Here is a 17,146-nt window from a genome sequence, read left to right as displayed (position 1 = left end):
ATTAAAAAACGAATTTTGGATCTGCAGAACCATTACGAATTTCACTCATTACTTCGATTAAGTTAACAATCCAAGTCAGAAGAGAAACTTGTAAAATCTTTCGAGAACCTAATGATGCCATTGACACGATGCCCGTCAGCACATCTGGGTGACTGATTTTGTTTTCTCCATGCGTCAGCACGGTAAACGAAGTTGAGATGACGACTAAGTAATCGAATAAATCTGGCATCGGGTTTTTGGTTTTACGTATAAACGCAATTAACAGCAAAACACCGGTTACCATTGACTTAAGTAAGTCTTTTCGTGTAGTTGCAGATTGATTTTGAAGCATACGGAAATCGTCTGCATTTTGATGAAAAAACAGACCAATATTACGAATCAATCGATCAGGGCACATGTGTATAGAGTCATAGTCTATAATCATCGCACCAATCTTAGGTTCTATTCTAACATTTTGAATCCCTTTAATCGACTGAAATAATTCACAAATTGATTCTTGGTCATCCGTATATTTGAGTACTGGGACATACAAGCGCATTCTCCCTGGGATATGATGAATGATTTTATGTCTGAAATACATTTATGACCCTCCTTTCAGAAGTAGTTTTGCGCTGTTTGCGACAACTCCGATAGTTGCTGCATTATGAACAGCTGCACCAACGACTGGTGGAATCATTCCGAATGTGCCAAGTAAAATGGCTCCCGTGTTGATAACTAGCGTAATCCGTATATTTTGACGAATGATTCTCATAGCTTTCCTAGACAATTCACCGGCTTCATCGATAAGAATAGGATTATCTGAATGGATTACGACATCTGCAGTTTCCATAGCTATGTCTGTCTTTTTGCCACCCATCGCAATTCCTACATCTGCTGTAGCAAGAGCTGCCGCATCATTAATGCCATCACCGATCATCATAACAATTTTCCCATTTTGTTTCAGCCGATTAATCATTTCTGCTTTATCTTCAGGCATCTGATTTGCTGAATAGTGGTCGATGAACGAATTCTCCATCACTTGTTTGGCAGCACTTTCATTATCTCCTGTTAGCATAATCCGTTCTTTGATCCCATTATTTTTCATCTTTTGTAAAAGATCATTCATACCCGGGCGTATTTTGTCTTGAATCTCAAAAATACCTACCAGGCGATTTCCTACCCCGAGATATATTCCCTGGGGAATATCTCCATCCAAAGCAATGCCTTGTTCTTTTAAAAATTCCAGACTTCCAGCAAAAACAGGTTCATCATCCACAATGACGCTCACTCCGCGTCCTACATGATTTTCCATAGTTTCATCATCATGAGGTTTTGACTTTACATTTAACCGCGCTGCTTCTGTAAGAATCGCACTTGCTAATGGATGGGTAGAATGTTCTTCAACAGAAGCTGCATAACTTAGAACTTCCTCTTTTGACCATCCTTCATATGTGTGAATTGCAGTCACAATTGGTAATCCTTCTGTAATTGTCCCTGTTTTGTCTAGAACAACGGTATCAGCTTTCGCCAACTTCTCAATCGTCTGTCCGCCCTTCATCAGTATCCCTTGTTGGGCTGCATTTCCGATTGTCGCAGAAATCGCAGTTGCAGTCGATAACTGAACACCACAAACGTAGTCGATTACAAGCATATTGAGAACACGATTCCAGTCTCTTGTGATGAAGTAGATGGCACCTGCCAGTAAAAAGGACATCGGTACAACTTGTTTAGTAAAGTTTTGAGAAGACAGCTGAACGCTTGACTGCTTATCTTGCGCTTCTTCAATCATCCGAATCATCCGACTGACAGTTAAATCTTCGCCAGTACGTTCAACTCGTATTGCGATTTTACCTTCAGTTACAACACTTCCAGCAAACAAAAAACAGCCTTTCTTTATATGTACCGGCAAGTACTCACCAGTAATCGCTGATTGATCGACCTCTGCTTCATGAGCAATCGCTTCGCCATCAAATGGAACTTTATCCCCTTGAAAAATCATTACTGCATCGCCTGGTACAATTGTTTCAGATGGCACTTTCACTTCAGTTCCATCATCTGTGATTTTCCAAGCGAATGTCTCGCCTATTTCCATCATATCGCGAATAAACCCGCGAGTCTGACCGATTGTATACTCGTTCAGCAATTCACTGACTGCGGACATTCCGAAAATCACAATCGCTGAAAAGGGAGTTCCTTTCAACAGGGATGCACCAATCGCAGCTGTTGTCAGTGTATCTTCGTTAGGTTTCAACACTGAACGCAATCCGTTAGAAATAATGTCCCTACTTGCGTAAATGAGGGATAGTGAGGTCGGTCGTAGTAATGACCGTAATCCACCAGACGCAGGACCAAGCAACATTCTCTCAACAACTAATGCTGTTAGAGTGATCCCTAATTCTTTCACCTTAGGATGCTTCATTGCCGAAGTGGTTCTTCGTTTCAAACGCGACGGTTCAGCTAGTGCGCGATTCATGAACAATTGAATAATTTCTTTGGGCAATTGTTCAGTTTCATGATAAATTACTACGGAGTTAGAATCCCGTCTGACATTTGCTGAAATGACTTGAGTCATATTTCTAATAATCGCTTCAAGTAAGGAGGGATTTTCAATTCGAATAGTGCATTTCACTCGTGTTCTGCCAGGAATAGCATGCACGATTTCTCCTATTGCGCTCATCTTATCGCTCCTTCTGCAAATCAGCAATTTGTATTCATTTTGTTGATTTGTTCGTTATAAGGGAGTATGCCCAATAGAGCATACTTGCACCAAACGCAGGGTTTACAGGTAGTTTGCTAATTCCACCGAATAAAAGTGCAACGGAGAGAATGGCATCCAGGTCCAAACTTCCTGCGCTTTGACGCTTAAGTGTATGGTCAACCGTAGAAACCGTATTTTTTAACACGGTTTCTAGCGATGAAGGTAATTCTTGATAGGTAGCTGCAGACACTTCTACAGCATATTGAACAATCGTGTCAAATTGCTCCTGAGTCAATGTTGGGGTTGTAAATTCCAGCAACAGGCTTCCTGTGATTGGAGAGGCTGAGGACCGTTGCACGATTGCTACTTTCCGAAAAGCCATTTGCAAATTCGTAGATGTTGGTACGTTCTTCCACTTGTCGCACTGTAACCTAAGACGTCCCGGCGATGCATGAAGAACTGTTACTTTTTGATCAGTCATTCTTTTGAAAATTGAAGGAGTGATCATTGTGGCGCCAAAACCTATCATTGTGTTCATCATAGGCTACCCACCTGCTCTGCAAAATATTTGTTTCCCATTTCAAGCCATCGTCTTTGTGTTTCCTGATCGGAGTGGGAACTTTTTGCATAATAGATGAGAATTGACCCAGTTTCTGGCGTGAAGTGGACCTCTTCGATTGCAGGGTCATGTTTCACTTCATCTAGAAGTTTATTAAACAAATCTTCGTGCTTTTGCCAGCCTGCAATTTTAATACGGACTCTGCCTGGTGTATGATGTACGACCGTTACTCCATACTGAGATAATAGTTTGTTGATTTTATGTTGAATGACTCGCTTTTTTACGTTCGTTAGCATAATGGACCACCTTCACAAAGGATTAGGCTTATTTTGGAGTGCTTCTCAATTCCGTCATCTGCTTCCAAATGGAGCCTTTTGCGTCTTCACCTTCTTCAATTCGCTCGATAGCCATCTTGATTTGCAATTTCACTTCAAATTCAGGATCTTCAGCGGCTTCTCGCAGTGCGGACAACGATTCTTCTGTTCCCGTTTCATATAAGAACATTGCTGCACGCCAGCGTACAAGTTTGTTTTTGTCCTTTAACAGTTCCATCGCAGCACGTTCAAATTCAGGGAACCCCAAATCACTCATACAATCCCCTGCTGTTCGACGTACAGCCCAACTTTTATCATGCAATGCTTTCTCTATATAAGGAACAACTTCTATCGACTCGATCATTCCTAAGTAAACAGCCGCGAGTCGTCGGATTGACATTTTTTCATCTGCTAATGCAAGATCGAGCAATGGTAACTCTTCAATCGTCGGATCTTCCATTTGGTCGAGTAACCGGAATCGTGTTTCCCACTCGTCCGTTTCAAATTCAGCTAATGACACCTTTTTACGTTCATGGCTTCCTTGCGAATTTCCTTGAAGTGAGTTATTCACGACTGCAGACAAACGCTCATCAGGATATGCGGCTTCGACTTCTTTCACTACAGTTTCTCCAATTTCTTCCTTACTACCATAACGGATCCCGTAATCCGCCCACTTACGAAGAAGGATATAGTTCTCGACATCAGCGCTATGGACTTTCTCCATAGCTACTTCGAATCGTTCGCTTAACGCAAACCGCTGTTCGCTTTCACTATCGAACACTTTGACTTGAAGCGGGATCCCCTTATAGGTTTGGACATGCACATAGACTTCACCAAAATGTTCAGTGGCTTCGGACTCAGCTTCAGTCTGTTCAGAAGTCCCTTCACTGAAAATATTTCGAACTTCCGCTAAAATTGTTTCCCATTGGACATTTCCAGCTCGTTCAATCGCCATAAAATTCATGACGTGATAAATCCCTTTGATTCCAGCAATTTGTAATAATTGAGCAACTGGTTCTGGAGCAGTTGTAGCATCCTCTTTTTTATAATTGTGAGTTTCCAACATTGGGAGCTCTGTATCAAGCACAATCTTCATCGAATTTGGGCTTGGAGTTGGTTCAATCGATACTATATTCATAATTGGCTGCCTCCTTTAAGTTTTCATCAAGTCTTCTAAAATCGACCATCGTTCAATTAAGTATTCGTATCGTTCATTAAGCGTGTTCAGTTTTTTTGTCAGATCACTTAACTTATCGTAATCCGCACCACACGTACTCATTTCTGTTTCAGTAGTACTGATGGCTTCCTCAGTTTCTTCAATTTCTTTTTCAATGGTTTCCCATTCACGTTTTTCGTTATAGGTTGGTTTCTTCTTATCCGCTGTTTCTTTTACGGGTTCAATGGGAATCTCTTCAGTTACAACTGGCTCAGAGACCTTTTTTGGGGTTTCCTTGAACCGTGCGTTCTCTAAATAATCCGTATATGACATGAAAACAGTTTCTATATTTCCCATCCCGTCAAGAACCCAAAGTTTCGTTGACGTTCGATCTAAGAAGAACCTGTCGTGGGAAATGGTCAAAACGACTCCGGGAAAAGTATCTATGAACGTTTCAAGAACGGATAACGTTTCCAAGTCCAAGTCATTCGTCGGTTCATCCAACAACAAGACATTGGGCTGTTCCATGAGCAACTTCAATAAATAGAGGCGTTTTCGCTCGCCTCCTGAAAGTTTTCCAATAGGCGTCCCGTGAGCAGATGTAGGGAATAAAAAACGTTCCAGCATTTGTGAAGCAGAGATTCGATTCCCTTCTCCATCCTCGATATCATTGGAGGTATCCCGAATAAATTCAATAATGCGTTGGTTTTCTTTCATTTCCGGTAAATGCTGTTTGAAATACGCAATCTTCACCGTCGTTCCTCGTTCGATAATTCCTTTGTCTGGTTCCAACAAGCCATCAAACATATTGACTAATGTTGTTTTTCCGGCCCCATTCGGACCGACAATGGCGATCCGATCTCCAGATTGAAGAATCGCAGAAAATCCATGGATGACTGTGTTTCCGTTGAACGATTTGGAGATCTCTTTCGCTTCAAGTACTTTCTTCCCTAAACGTGAAGTTTTAAGCCCCGCATCCATCTCTTCTTTTGCGGATCCACCCTTCACCTGTTGTTCAAGTTCTTCAAATCTCCCGATGCGTGCTTTTTGTTTTGTAGAGCGTGCCTTTGCACCGCGTCGAATCCATTTCAGCTCGGACCGATAACGATTTTTAAGCTTATCTTCTGTTGCAGCGTTCATTTCTTCACGAAGTGCTTTCGCCTCGATATAATCTCCATAGTTGCCTTTATGGGCATATAACGTCTTATCTGCAAGTTCGAAAATTGATGTTGAAATTGCATCCAAGAAATACCGATCGTGTGTAACGAATAATACTGCACCCGACAAATTCTTAATGTAGTCCTGCAACCAGGTGATGGACGCAACATCTAAATGGTTGGTTGGCTCATCAAGGAGCAGGAGGTCTGCTGGTTCTATGAGAGTTTTTGCAAGCATCACACGCTTTCGTTGACCACCAGAAAGTTCTTCCATATTTTTGTCGTACGTTTCAATTCCAAGCTTAGATAGAATCATTCTTGCTTGGGTATTAATATCCCATGCATTTTGCTCGTCCATCTGCATTTGATACTTACTAAAATTCTCCTGGTTTTCTTCTGAGTCAGGGTTTTCAGTGAGAGCTTGTAAGGCATGCTCATAATTCAAGTTCAACCTGATGACCGAAGCATCACTTTGGAATACGGCTTCTAGTACAGTTAAAGACGGATCGACTATGGGATCTTGTGGCAGATAAGCGATGCGGTACGTATTTGGGTGGTCTATTGATATTGTATCTGCATCCTCTGTGCCGGCGATAATCGAGAGCAGCGTAGACTTTCCCGTTCCATTTATGCCAAGTAGGCCAGTTTTTTCTCCTGACGTAATGGTGAATTCGATTGCTCGAAATAAAGTTTTCTCGCCAACCGTTTTTGTTAGATTTTCAATAATCATTTGACTCATGACAACACTTCCATTCTATAACCTGCTGTCTTCATAATACCTTATCTTCGTCCTCTTTTGTAGGAAAAGCCTTATTGTTAAAGTGTTATAAAGGATTCTTTCGGGGTAGATTAATCGAAAGAGAGAAATTGACAGTTGTTATTATCCAAGAATAACAACGAAAACTAATTCGTTCTATTCAAATAAACATACAAGTCAATGAAATCAGCATTATAAGACTTATTTAATTTTCGAATATATTATTTTCAGACTACCACTAAAAGTGGTACTATGTTCTTCATAGATAAAAGGAGGATTTATCATGTCACAGCTGTCAAAAAAGGAAATCGTTGAAAGTGTCCCACAAAAAGGCTTCTTCGGTCATCCAAAAGGACTGTTCTCGTTATTCTTCACTGAATTTTGGGAGCGCTTTTCTTACTACGGGATGCGGGCCATCCTCGTCTTCTATATGTATTACGAAGTTTCAAAAGGCGGTCTTGGAATCGATCAAGGAACTGCTCTTGCGATTGTTTCCCTTTACGGATCACTCGTTTATATGTCTGGAGTTATTGGCGGCTGGTTAGCAGACCGGGTATTCGGTACGTCACGTTCTGTCTTCTTCGGCGGAATTTTCATAATGCTCGGGCATATTGTTCTTTCTTTCCCTGGCGGACTTGGAATGCTCTTCTTCTCCATGGCTTTAATCGTCATTGGTACAGGTTTACTGAAGCCAAACGTTTCAAGCATGGTTGGAGATATCTATCCTGAAGGTGACAATCGTCAAGATGCTGGATTCAGTATCTTCTATATGGGTATTAACCTGGGTAGTTTCATTGCACCTTTAACTGCCGGAACTATTGGAACAGAATACAATTTCCATTTAGGATTTAGTGTCGCTGCTTTTGGTATGTTCCTCGGTTTGGTCATGTTTGTCGTAACAAAGAAAAAGAACTTAGGTCTCGCAGGAACTTATGTGGCAAACCCGCTTTCTCCTGCTGAGAAGAAAAAAACGATCAAAATTGTCGGAATTGCAGTTATAATATTAGCAATTCTAGTGGCAATTGCAATTCCAACTGGATACCTAACATTAAATTCCTTCACAGCTTTAGTAGGTATTCTCGGATTCGCTATCCCGGCTGCTTATTTCATCGTTATGTACCGCAGCCCTAAAACTACTAGTGATGAAAAGTCGCGTGTTCTGGCTTACATACCACTATTCTTAGCAGCTGTTATGTTTTGGTCAATTGCAGAGCAAGGATCCACAATTTTAGCACTCTATGCAGATAAAAGAACGAACTTGGATTTCTTAGGGGTTCACATATCACCTGCTTGGTTCCAGTCATTGAACCCGTTGTTCATCATCGTTTTCGCACCGGTGTTTGCATGGCTTTGGGTTAAACTTGGTGACCGTCAACCTTCAATCCCTCATAAGTTTTCGATTGGATTGCTGTTTGCCGGTATTTCATTCATCGTCATTTTGCTTCCTGGTATGATGGGTGGAACAGATGCATTAGTAAACCCACTTTGGTTGGCATTGAGTATTTTCACACTCGTACTTGGTGAATTGTGTATTTCTCCAGTTGGATTATCCGCAACAACTAAACTTGCGCCTTCTGCGTTTACTGCACAGACGATGAGTCTTTGGTTCTTGTCGAATGCGGCAGCGCAAGCACTGAATGCACAGCTTGTTAAATTCTATTCTGCTGATACTGAAATGCTCTATTTCGGGATTATCGGCGGGGTTGCAATCGTGCTGTCCATCATTGTGTTCTTTATCTCCCCTATCATTTCTCGTTATATGAAGGGTGTTCATTAAAAATTTCCGAAAAGCGGTTTCCTTAATGGAGACCGCTTTTTTTGTTGTGCGGTGATTTCAATGCCAGTCTTTGCATAACTTTAACTACTAGATGAGTTATGCAAAGTGAGGGACCTTTAATGATACTGATATTATTGATTTTGTTGGGTGCTGTTCTTTTAGGGCCGTTCATATTTCCATTTGCAGAGCGACAATTGGAAGTCTATCTCTTTGCGTTAGGCATTTGCGCCGTATTCACAGCCGGCATTTGGAGCCATACACTAATTCTTACAATCCTCACTGACCCTATAGCCATTACGTGCGCGGTACTTCTAGCCGGGTTACTATTCCGTTTGTTCCAACGGCCATTCAGTCAATCAATCGGCTTTGCAGAGCGTCTCATCCCTTCTCGCGTTTTTGTCGTACTTATTGTCATCAGTATAGGGTTAGTAGCAAGTTTTATAACAGCGATCATTGCTGCAATTCTACTGGTCTCGATCATTAGTTTGCTCCATTATGACAGACGTACTCAAATCCGACTGGTGATTGTATCTTGCTACTCAATCGGTTTAGGGGCAGTTTTAACTCCACTTGGCGAACCCTTATCAACCATTGCGACCAGTCGATTAGACGAAACCTTCTTTTACTTATTTACTTTGTTAGGGAGCGATGTCATCATTGCTATCGCTTCTCTTGGGATCATCGCTGGAATTGTCATACCGCCGCCTAGTATGAAGCGTGATTTGATTAAGAAATTGGAGAAAGAATCATGGAGTGCTATTGTTATCCGTAGTGTCAAAGTATACATATTCGTCATGGCACTTACTCTTCTAGGTTCTGGATTCGAACCGCTGTTGAGTCCTATTTTGGAAGGGAAAAGCCCTACATTCCTTTATTGGGCTAACATGATATCTGCAGTTTTGGATAACGCCACACTAGCCTCAATCGAACTCAGTCCCACTATGGATGAACCAACGATTCGCGCGATTCTCATGGGCTTACTTATTAGTGGAGGCATGCTGATTCCAGGTAACATTCCTAACATTATTGCTGCTGGAAAACTATCCATCACTAGTAAGGAATGGGCACTCTTTGGCTTCCCTTTCGGACTCATCGCTATGTTCGTTTACTTTTTTGTCGTGGTTTATTGACAAGAATCGCTTGAAGTTGGTAAATATATTGAACCGTTTTGTATCCCTAATTGAGTTGATACACTCTGAATGAAAAAAAGCTGCTCAGATATCAGTTATCACTGACACTCTGAACAGCCTTTATTTGTTTTATTATTTATTTCGTTTCGTCATGCGGCCAAGTGCAAATGCACCTGCTGCAAGTCCGATAAACGTATTCGTCTTTTTGTTGAACACTTGTTTTACAATCAGGTTCATGTTCTGTGGACGTTCTGCAAGACGGCGCATGAAATAGCCATACCAGTCTTCTCCAAAAGGAACGTACGTCGTGAAGTTATACCCTTCCTTGGCAAGCTCTAATTGCATATCTTTACGGAATCCGTAGAGCATTTGGAACTCGAATTTATCATAAGAAATATCATTATCTTTCACGAATTGCTTTATATGGTTAATCACATGGTGATCATGTGTGGCAATTGACGTGAACTTTCCGTTTAACAAATGCCATTCAATTAGTTTCACAAAGTTTTCGTCGATATCCGCTTTGTCCTGATAAGCAACAGCAGGAGACTCTTTATAAGCACCTTTTACAATACGTAGACGGAAATCATGATGTTGTTTCATGTAGTCTTCTGCTTCGAAAAAGTAGGCTTGGATGACTGTTCCAACATTTTTGTACGTTTTTGACAAATCGTCAAGCAAGTCAAATGATGGCTTTAACCGATCATAGTCTTCCATATCAAAGTTGACAAAAATATCATATTCGTTAGCTTTACTTACAATCTCACGTAAATTCTCTTCACAGAAATCCGGGTCAATATCTAGACCGAGCTGAGAAGGTTTCAGTGAAATCGTGGCATCGACACCGTTTTCATGAATTGCTTCAATCACGCTTAAAATTTGTATTTTTGCCGCAGTTGCTTCTTCGCGATTGTAAACGAACTCACCAAGATTGTCGACAGTACAAGAAATACCGTGCGCATTCAGTTCCTTTATACTTTCAATTGTCTCAGGAATATTTGTTCCTGCTACTACGTTTTGAGCACCCAGCTTCAGACCGTACTTTTTTGCTGCGCTGTTTAATGTCTGGTTTTGGGATAGACCCATAAATAAATCTTTTAGCATGTCGAAAACTCCTCAGAACTAAAATTTTTCACTACTCTATTATATCATATATCGCATAAATACAACATGATCTGACACGTGAAAAGTGATCTCCTGTTTAGAAGCCTTGCAACGATTCAGGATGTTCATTTGTTGGTAGCAATGCCTGCTTCTTCTTCAGACAAATGGAAGAGTTGAACACTCGCATCCAATTCTTCTGCAAGTCGTTTCATTTCGTTGGATTGTTCTGCGACATCACTAATCGTTGCTGACGTTTCTTCACCAGAAGCGGATACGTTGGCAGTCATTTCCTCTAAAGACCGAAGTGCATCTGCCAACATTCGAATATGACGGTCTGCTTCTTCTGACTTCTTCGCCTCGCGCATCATACTTTCAGAGATTGCTGATACCTCAGCAACTGTTTCCTCAACCGCTGTAGAAATACCACTCAATGTCTGAGCAGTTTGACGCACTGATTCTGAACCATTTTCAATCAGTTCACCACTCTCTTCTGTTGAGTGCACCACCTCTGCAATGCTGGTGGAAATATCTTTAATAAGTTGTCCTACTTCTTGAACGTCTTGGTTAGATTGCTCTGCTAGACGGCGAACTTCGTCTGCAACGACTGCAAACCCCAAACCATGTTCCCCTGCTCTAGCGGCCTCAATGGAAGCATTCAATGCTAGTAAGTTGGTTTGGTCAGCGATATCAGAAATCGATTCAGTGATCGTCTGAATTTTTTTCGCAGAATCAATCAGTCCTTGGATGGCTGACTTCGTACTAGATGAGGAAACTGAAATCTTTTTCATATCCTCATTGAGTGAGACGGCCCGCTCTCTACCTTGGTCTGCTAACACCATTGTGTTTGATGAAATCAAAGTTGCTTTTTCTGCACGTTCATCCGCTTGGTGGAGATCATGTGCTAAATCCTGGATAAGTTGAGCAACTTGGTCCACACTCGCGGTTCCATCCACTACAGAGCTCGCCGCTTCGTTAATACTTTCAGATACCATATGAGCGGCACCTTCCATCTCTTTTAACGAATCCACTGTCTGTGTTGTACTGAATGTCAATTTTGCTGATGTCGTTTTAACGGTTCCAATCATGTTTCGCAAATTCGATGCGAGTGTATTCAAAGTTGTTCCTAGGTCTCCAACTTCATCATTACTTGAGACCTTTACATCTGCAATCCCTAAATTACCAGAAGCCAACTGTTTAGAATGCTCAATCAGCTCAGAAATGGGTTTTGTTTTTTTACGAAGCAAGAAAATCGTCAACAGCGCTGCGAGCAACAATGGAACGATACTAATTAAAATTCCGTTTCGAACAACTCCCCAAGTCCGGGAAGTGACAATACCTGCGTCAAAATCAATCACGCTTACAGCGATCACTTCTTTAGATGGGTCCTGATCTTTAAAAATCGGAGCATAACCCGATAGACGTTTCATGCCCGCAAAGTTGAACGCTTTAGAGTAGGTAGGATGTTTCATATCAGCTAACATAGCAATCGCTTTATCATCCACTTTGAACTTATCTCCTGGTTTGAAACCTTTAGCTTTCAAATTATCATCAACAGCGACTAAAGTTCCATCTAACTCTACAATGTATTGCGTTTCAAAGATATCCTTATGAGCAGTTGTCCAGTTCAGTTGTTCACCCACTCTGCCTCGTGTGGCAGTATCGCCTGCCAATGCTTTGTCCATATCTTCTGGTAAAATCAGGCCAGTTGTTATATTTGCACATCCGTATGCTTCGATACCAGCGGCATCGAAGAGTTTGTCATATGCAGTTTTGTAAGTAGCTACAGATGTGATAGCAAGCATGACGATTAGAATCCCAATAATTAGACTACCTAGCTGGAACGTTAATGATCTTTTCATCTTCATGATTCATAATACCTCTTTCTAAATTCGTTTAATAAGGACTTTCATACTCCATACTTTACATGATATATAGGACAATAACTATACATATATAATTTCTTCACATAACCTTCACGATTACTACAAGTTTTTATTAATAAAATGTAAGATTTCGAAGTCATTTCCCTCTATTTTTCTTTACAGTTGAGGTATGATAAAATAGTCTTTCACTTTGAATAACTTGCAATCGTTTTACGCAGCAAGTTTATTAACACCGGAGGTTTCCTAACTATGTCTAATGCTAATGATAAAAATATTTTCGAATTACTTCATACGATTGAAAAAATCAGCTATCAAATGGTAGTTAAGTGGCAACAGCTCTCAGATAACGACTTGGGCATCTCACACATTCTCGTTTTGCAAGAATTAGTGAATGAAGGAGAAAGTCGTCCATCCGATATTGCGAAAAAATTGAATTTCACACCAGCATCACTTACCCACCTCTCCATGAAGCTTACGAAACAAGGACTAATTGATAGAAGACAAGCGGAAGAAGATAAACGGACGAAGTATTTATCTATAACGGATGCCGGGAAAGCTCTTGTCAAAAAAGCATATAATGATGGAATAGAAGTACGGAGAGAGTTGTTTTCACACATCTCATTAGAAGAACAGCAAGCAATGTTAGTAATATATAAAAAGCTTGATGAAGCACTTACGAAACCTTCAAACTAAACATTTGAGATGAGGTCGGATTTATGTATGCAATCATTGTCAATCCCTCTTCTGGTCGTGGACGAGCAACTCTTTTGTTCCATCAAGTTGAACACGCGTTGAAAAATCATCACATGCCTTTCGAGGCACTGTTAAGTGATTCGAAAGATGCTTCTTTTCAATTTATCAAAAACTTATTGGAGAGTTATACACTATCTGCGATTATTGTTATTGGTGGAGATGGGACCACTGGATCTGTCGTATCGATTGCTTCAGAACATCACATCCCACTGGCCATTCTCCCCGCAGGCTCTGGGAACGATGCAGCACGAGCATTTAGACTTACCTATGATCCCGTAGTATTCGTTCAGAAACTAAGGGATTGTTCTACCCAACAAATCGATTTACTGAATATAGATGGAAAACTTGGAATTACTATCGCTGCTGCTGGAGTAGATGCAGAAATCGGCGAAAAGGCAAACCACTCCTATTTCAAATTGTTTGTAAACAAATTTGGATTAGGCGGACTTGCCTATCCAATTGCAGCTATCCAAACGTTAAGCATCTTTACACCATTTAAAGTGAATTTGTCTATCGATGATGCACCGTATTCTTGGCAACGGACATGGCTAATCGCTATAGGCAATACGCCTTCATACGGAGGTGGATTACGAGTCTGCCCTGAGGCAGTAACAAATGATGGATTGTTGAATATCACAGTTGTGCATACAGCAAGCAGACCTTCCCTCTTACTTCGTTTGGTTCCGAAACTACTTCAAGGAAATCCTATTCAAAGTCCCTCTATCACTTACTTAACAGGAGCATCTATTACGTTACAAGCAGATCGAAACATCTTGCTAATACTAGATGGCGAACCGATACATGCCCCTCATTTTACTATACGCATTCAACCCTGCGCATTAAAACTTGTAAATACAAGTGTATAACTCATATTTTCATAAAGAAAACGCTTACATAAATTATCAAACTAAATGTTCTAACTATTTAGACTCAGTTGTTGTGTTTCCCCCTCTTCCCATGGTAGTATTGAAAAATGCTAGTATTGAGGAGGTCGGCCTTTTGACAAACATTCAAGAAGTAGAAAAGAAAAAATTATGTATTGAGGATATTTTAATTGCTAACCACGTGTTGAAAGATATTGTGGCACATACACCTCTTCAAAAAAACGAGCGGTTGTCAGAAGAATATGGATGCACCGTCTACATTAAACGAGAAGACTTACAACACGTCCGGTCATTTAAGTTACGAGGTGCTTATTACAAAATTAAGCGAATCGAATCGGAGGCATTGGAAAAAGGGATTGTTTGTGCTAGTGCTGGGAACCACGCTCAAGGCGTCGCGTTCGCATGTGCACAGCTTGGAATTGATGGAAAAATCTTTATGCCACTAACAACTCCTAAGCAAAAAGTGGACCAAGTAAAAATGTTCGGTAAAGGATTTGTGGAAATTTTATTAACAGGTGATACGTTTGACGATTCTTTTGAAAGTGCCGTCCTTTGTACAGATGAAGAAGATCGAATTTTCATTCATCCTTTTGATGATTTTGATATTATCGCCGGTCAGGCAACAGTCGCTGTTGAAATTATGAATGACATTGAAGAGCCGATTGACTATGTGTTTTCAAGCATTGGTGGCGGTGGTCTCATGTCCGGTATGAGCATGTATATTAAAAACTTGTCTCCATTAACCAGGATGATTGGGGTGGAGCCTGCCGGAGCGGCAAGCATGAAAGCCTCCTTTGAAAATGGAAAGTTAACAGCGTTACCTACAATCGATAAGTTTGTTGACGGAGCTGCTGTGAAATGCCCAGGCCAGAAGACTTTTGATATTTGTTTTGAATTGGTCGAAGACATAGTAGCAGTTCCCGAAGGTAAAGTTTGTACAGCCATTCTAGAATTGTATAATAAGCATGCAATCATTGCGGAACCAGCTGGTGCGCTTCCAATTGCAGCGCTTGACTTTTATAAAGAAGAGATTAAAGGAAAGTCAATTGTTGTCGTCATTAGTGGCGGGAATAACGATATTGGAAGAATGCAAGAAATCAAAGAAAAGTCATTAATTCATCAAGGATTATTGTATTATTTCATTGTGAATTTCCCGCAACGTGCAGGTGCATTACGTCAATTCCTAGATAACGTTCTCGGGCCGAATGATGATATTACAACTTTTGAATATACGAAGAAGAATAACAAAGAAAACGGTCCTGGTCTCGTTGGAATCGAACTAAAGCATCCTGGAGACTACGGCGGATTGGTGGATCGGATGCGTTCCAATGGATTCTCGTTTACTGAAGTGAATAATGATAGTACATTATTCGATTTGCTGATTTGATGGAACAAGAAAACAGGCAAAGCCATGTCGGCTTTGCCTGTTTTTCTATTCTCACATTCCAACTGAAATGTATTTGACTTCTACAAACTCGTCGATTCCCTGGCGACCACCTTCTCGACCTAAACCACTTTGTTTAAATCCGCCAAATGGTGCTTGTGGAGATGATGGTGATCCATCATTTAGTCCAACAATACCATATTCGAGCTTTTCGCTCATGCGGATTCCCCTGCTGAGGTTTTCAGTGAACAAATAGGCTGCCAATCCATAAATCGTATCGTTTGCGCGTTGAATCGCTTCCTCTTCCGTTTTGAAAGTTGAAATCGGTGCTACGGGTCCAAATGTCTCTTCGTTCATACATAACATGTCTTCAGTTACACCGGTTAATACAGTAGGCTCATAGATCAATCCATCCAACTTTTGCCCACCTGTCGCAACTTTCGCCCCTTTATCGAGCGCGTCTTTAACGTGCTTCTCCACTTTTTCAATCGCTTTTTCATCAATCAAAGGTCCAATTTGAGTCCCTGTTTCAAGACCATTCCCTGTTTTCAAGGCTTTTACTTTGTCCGTAAATATTTTTGTGAACTCTTCAACAATCGATTCATGGACATAGACACGATTCGCACACACGCACGTTTGTCCAGCATTTCTAAATTTCGTAGCAATGACTCCATCGGCTGCTTTCTCTAGATCACTGTCTTCCATTACGATGGCTGGAGCTAAACCGCCGAGTTCCAGTGACACTTTTTTTACGGTATCTGATGCCTTTTTCATAAGTCCGCGACCCACTTCAGTAGATCCAGTAAATGTGATCTTTTTAACGCGTTCATCGTTAAGCCATGCATCGCTGATTGTTTTTGAATCACCTGTGACGACGTTCACGACACCTGGAGGGATGCCTGCTTCCAAAGCAAGTCTCCCTAGCTTGATGGCAGTAAGCGGTGTTTGACGAGAGGGTTTAATGACGACTGTACATCCTACTGCAAGTGCAGGTGCTACTTTTCGTGTAATCATGGCTGCTGGAAAGTTCCATGGAGTAATAGCAGCAACGACTCCCACTGGTTGTTTGATCACTAACATGCGCTTGTTTTGTTGAGTGGCAGGAATCGTTTCCCCATAAACGCGCTTTCCTTCTTCCGCATACCATTTGTTAAAACCGTTGGCATACTCGATTTCACCAACTGCTTCTTTCGTTGGCTTTCCTTGTTCTAGTGTCATTGTTTTCGCCAAATCTTCTTTATCTCGTTCAATAAGATTATGCCATTTCATGAGTAATTCGCTGCGTTCATATGCAGAAAGTGCAGCCCAATCCGGGAATACTCTATAGGCTTCATCGACAGCTCGGATTGCTTCTTGTTCTCCACCCTTAGGGACGTCCGCAATCTTTTCTTGTGTAAATGGATTGACGACAGGTATCTTTTCCAGCTTCTCACCAAAGTCTCGTTTTCCAATAATCATTTCATAACTTTCCATTTAAAATTCCTCCTTCAAAATCGATGTTTCTTATCATCATGAGTCTTCACTCGGGGTATAAAATACATAAAATTTGACGGTTGCTGTCAGTTTTTGAATGCTTCACAACAGATAACTACATGTTTTGTGATAAACTGA

Annotated in this window: 14 protein-coding genes; 5 read left to right on the top strand and 9 right to left on the bottom strand. The window is 41.0% G+C overall.

The window, feature by feature from the left end:
* Position 1 precedes the first annotated feature (1 nt).
* The 6 genes from DVB69_RS10260 to DVB69_RS10235 are packed head-to-tail and all read right to left on the bottom strand — an operon-like array spanning position 2 to position 6,602.
* Positions 2-580 carry an HMA2 domain-containing protein gene (locus tag DVB69_RS10260; protein ID WP_116019016.1) on the bottom strand — a complete coding sequence of 193 codons (579 nt, stop codon included), beginning with the start codon at positions 578-580 and terminating at the stop codon, positions 2-4.
* Positions 581-2,656: a heavy metal translocating P-type ATPase gene (locus DVB69_RS10255; RefSeq protein ID WP_116019015.1), complete on the bottom strand. Its 2,076-nt coding sequence runs from the start codon at positions 2,654-2,656 to the stop codon at positions 581-583.
* A 34-nt stretch (positions 2,657-2,690) separates the two neighbouring features.
* Positions 2,691-3,218 carry an HMA2 domain-containing protein gene (locus DVB69_RS10250; RefSeq protein WP_116019014.1) on the bottom strand — a complete coding sequence of 176 codons (528 nt, stop codon included), beginning with the start codon at positions 3,216-3,218 and terminating at the stop codon, positions 2,691-2,693.
* Positions 3,215-3,532, bottom strand: a complete 318-nt coding sequence (locus DVB69_RS10245) for an HMA2 domain-containing protein (protein WP_116019013.1) — start codon at positions 3,530-3,532, stop codon at positions 3,215-3,217. The genes DVB69_RS10250 and DVB69_RS10245 overlap by 4 nt, the downstream gene beginning before the upstream one ends.
* Positions 3,533-3,560: 28 nt before the next feature.
* Positions 3,561-4,688: a virulence factor gene (locus DVB69_RS10240; RefSeq protein WP_116019012.1), complete on the bottom strand. Its 1,128-nt coding sequence runs from the start codon at positions 4,686-4,688 to the stop codon at positions 3,561-3,563.
* A gap of 15 nt (positions 4,689-4,703) precedes the next feature.
* Positions 4,704-6,602: an ABC-F family ATP-binding cassette domain-containing protein gene (locus tag DVB69_RS10235; protein ID WP_116019011.1), complete on the bottom strand. Its 1,899-nt coding sequence runs from the start codon at positions 6,600-6,602 to the stop codon at positions 4,704-4,706.
* A gap of 301 nt (positions 6,603-6,903) precedes the next feature.
* Here DVB69_RS10235 and DVB69_RS10230 point away from each other — a divergent pair, with 301 nt between their 5' ends.
* Together DVB69_RS10230 and DVB69_RS10225 are read left to right on the top strand one after the other, a co-directional pair.
* Positions 6,904-8,397, top strand: coding sequence for a peptide MFS transporter (locus DVB69_RS10230; protein ID WP_116019010.1), 1,494 nt, complete (start codon positions 6,904-6,906; stop codon positions 8,395-8,397).
* 119 nt (positions 8,398-8,516) lie between these two features.
* Complete coding sequence (locus tag DVB69_RS10225; RefSeq protein ID WP_116019009.1) at positions 8,517-9,527, top strand: DUF1646 family protein; 1,011 nt, start codon at positions 8,517-8,519, stop codon at positions 9,525-9,527.
* A 132-nt stretch (positions 9,528-9,659) separates the two neighbouring features.
* Here the strand turns inward: DVB69_RS10225 and DVB69_RS10220 are convergent, their stop codons facing one another.
* Complete coding sequence (locus tag DVB69_RS10220) at positions 9,660-10,631, bottom strand: proline dehydrogenase family protein (RefSeq protein ID WP_116019008.1); 972 nt, start codon at positions 10,629-10,631, stop codon at positions 9,660-9,662.
* A gap of 125 nt (positions 10,632-10,756) precedes the next feature.
* Positions 10,757-12,496: a methyl-accepting chemotaxis protein gene (locus tag DVB69_RS10215; protein WP_116019007.1), complete on the bottom strand. Its 1,740-nt coding sequence runs from the start codon at positions 12,494-12,496 to the stop codon at positions 10,757-10,759.
* A 267-nt stretch (positions 12,497-12,763) separates the two neighbouring features.
* On the opposite strand from DVB69_RS10215, the gene DVB69_RS10210 reads away from it, so the two are divergent.
* The 3 genes from DVB69_RS10210 (at position 12,764) to ilvA (ending at position 15,538) form a co-directional block, all read left to right on the top strand.
* A complete protein-coding gene (locus DVB69_RS10210; protein ID WP_116019006.1) occupies positions 12,764-13,207 on the top strand; it encodes a MarR family winged helix-turn-helix transcriptional regulator in 444 nt (147 codons plus the stop codon).
* A 23-nt stretch (positions 13,208-13,230) separates the two neighbouring features.
* Positions 13,231-14,133 carry a diacylglycerol/lipid kinase family protein gene (locus tag DVB69_RS10205; RefSeq protein WP_116019005.1) on the top strand — a complete coding sequence of 301 codons (903 nt, stop codon included), beginning with the start codon at positions 13,231-13,233 and terminating at the stop codon, positions 14,131-14,133.
* A gap of 142 nt (positions 14,134-14,275) precedes the next feature.
* Positions 14,276-15,538: a threonine ammonia-lyase IlvA gene (gene ilvA / locus DVB69_RS10200; RefSeq protein WP_233505378.1), complete on the top strand. Its 1,263-nt coding sequence runs from the start codon at positions 14,276-14,278 to the stop codon at positions 15,536-15,538.
* Between the two features lie 51 nt (positions 15,539-15,589).
* On the opposite strand, the gene DVB69_RS10195 is transcribed toward ilvA, so the two are convergent.
* Entirely contained in the window at positions 15,590-17,008 is a 1,419-nt protein-coding gene (locus tag DVB69_RS10195) for an NAD-dependent succinate-semialdehyde dehydrogenase (protein ID WP_116019003.1), read from the bottom strand.
* Between the last annotated feature and the right edge of the window lie 138 nt (positions 17,009-17,146).

The sequence above is a fragment of the Sporosarcina sp. BI001-red genome (assembly GCF_003384035.1).
GTDB lineage: Bacteria > Bacillota > Bacilli > Bacillales_A > Planococcaceae > Sporosarcina.
Note: the sequence above shows the minus strand (reverse complement) of the source record. Positions and strands in the feature narration are given on the sequence as shown.

Coding starts and splice junctions, on each gene's coding strand:
- DVB69_RS10195 (WP_116019003.1), bottom strand. CDS start 17,008: ATGGAAAGTTATGAAATGATTATTGGAAAACGAGACTTTGGTGAGAAG.
- DVB69_RS10250 (WP_116019014.1), bottom strand. CDS start 3,218: ATGATGAACACAATGATAGGTTTTGGCGCCACAATGATCACTCCTTCA.
- DVB69_RS10245 (WP_116019013.1), bottom strand. CDS start 3,532: ATGCTAACGAACGTAAAAAAGCGAGTCATTCAACATAAAATCAACAAA.
- DVB69_RS10230 (WP_116019010.1), top strand. CDS start 6,904: ATGTCACAGCTGTCAAAAAAGGAAATCGTTGAAAGTGTCCCACAAAAA.
- DVB69_RS10260 (WP_116019016.1), bottom strand. CDS start 580: ATGTATTTCAGACATAAAATCATTCATCATATCCCAGGGAGAATGCGC.
- DVB69_RS10240 (WP_116019012.1), bottom strand. CDS start 4,688: ATGAATATAGTATCGATTGAACCAACTCCAAGCCCAAATTCGATGAAG.
- DVB69_RS10210 (WP_116019006.1), top strand. CDS start 12,764: ATGTCTAATGCTAATGATAAAAATATTTTCGAATTACTTCATACGATT.
- DVB69_RS10255 (WP_116019015.1), bottom strand. CDS start 2,656: ATGAGCGCAATAGGAGAAATCGTGCATGCTATTCCTGGCAGAACACGA.
- DVB69_RS10235 (WP_116019011.1), bottom strand. CDS start 6,602: ATGAGTCAAATGATTATTGAAAATCTAACAAAAACGGTTGGCGAGAAA.
- DVB69_RS10220 (WP_116019008.1), bottom strand. CDS start 10,631: ATGCTAAAAGATTTATTTATGGGTCTATCCCAAAACCAGACATTAAAC.
- DVB69_RS10225 (WP_116019009.1), top strand. CDS start 8,517: ATGATACTGATATTATTGATTTTGTTGGGTGCTGTTCTTTTAGGGCCG.
- DVB69_RS10215 (WP_116019007.1), bottom strand. CDS start 12,496: ATGAAGATGAAAAGATCATTAACGTTCCAGCTAGGTAGTCTAATTATT.
- DVB69_RS10205 (WP_116019005.1), top strand. CDS start 13,231: ATGTATGCAATCATTGTCAATCCCTCTTCTGGTCGTGGACGAGCAACT.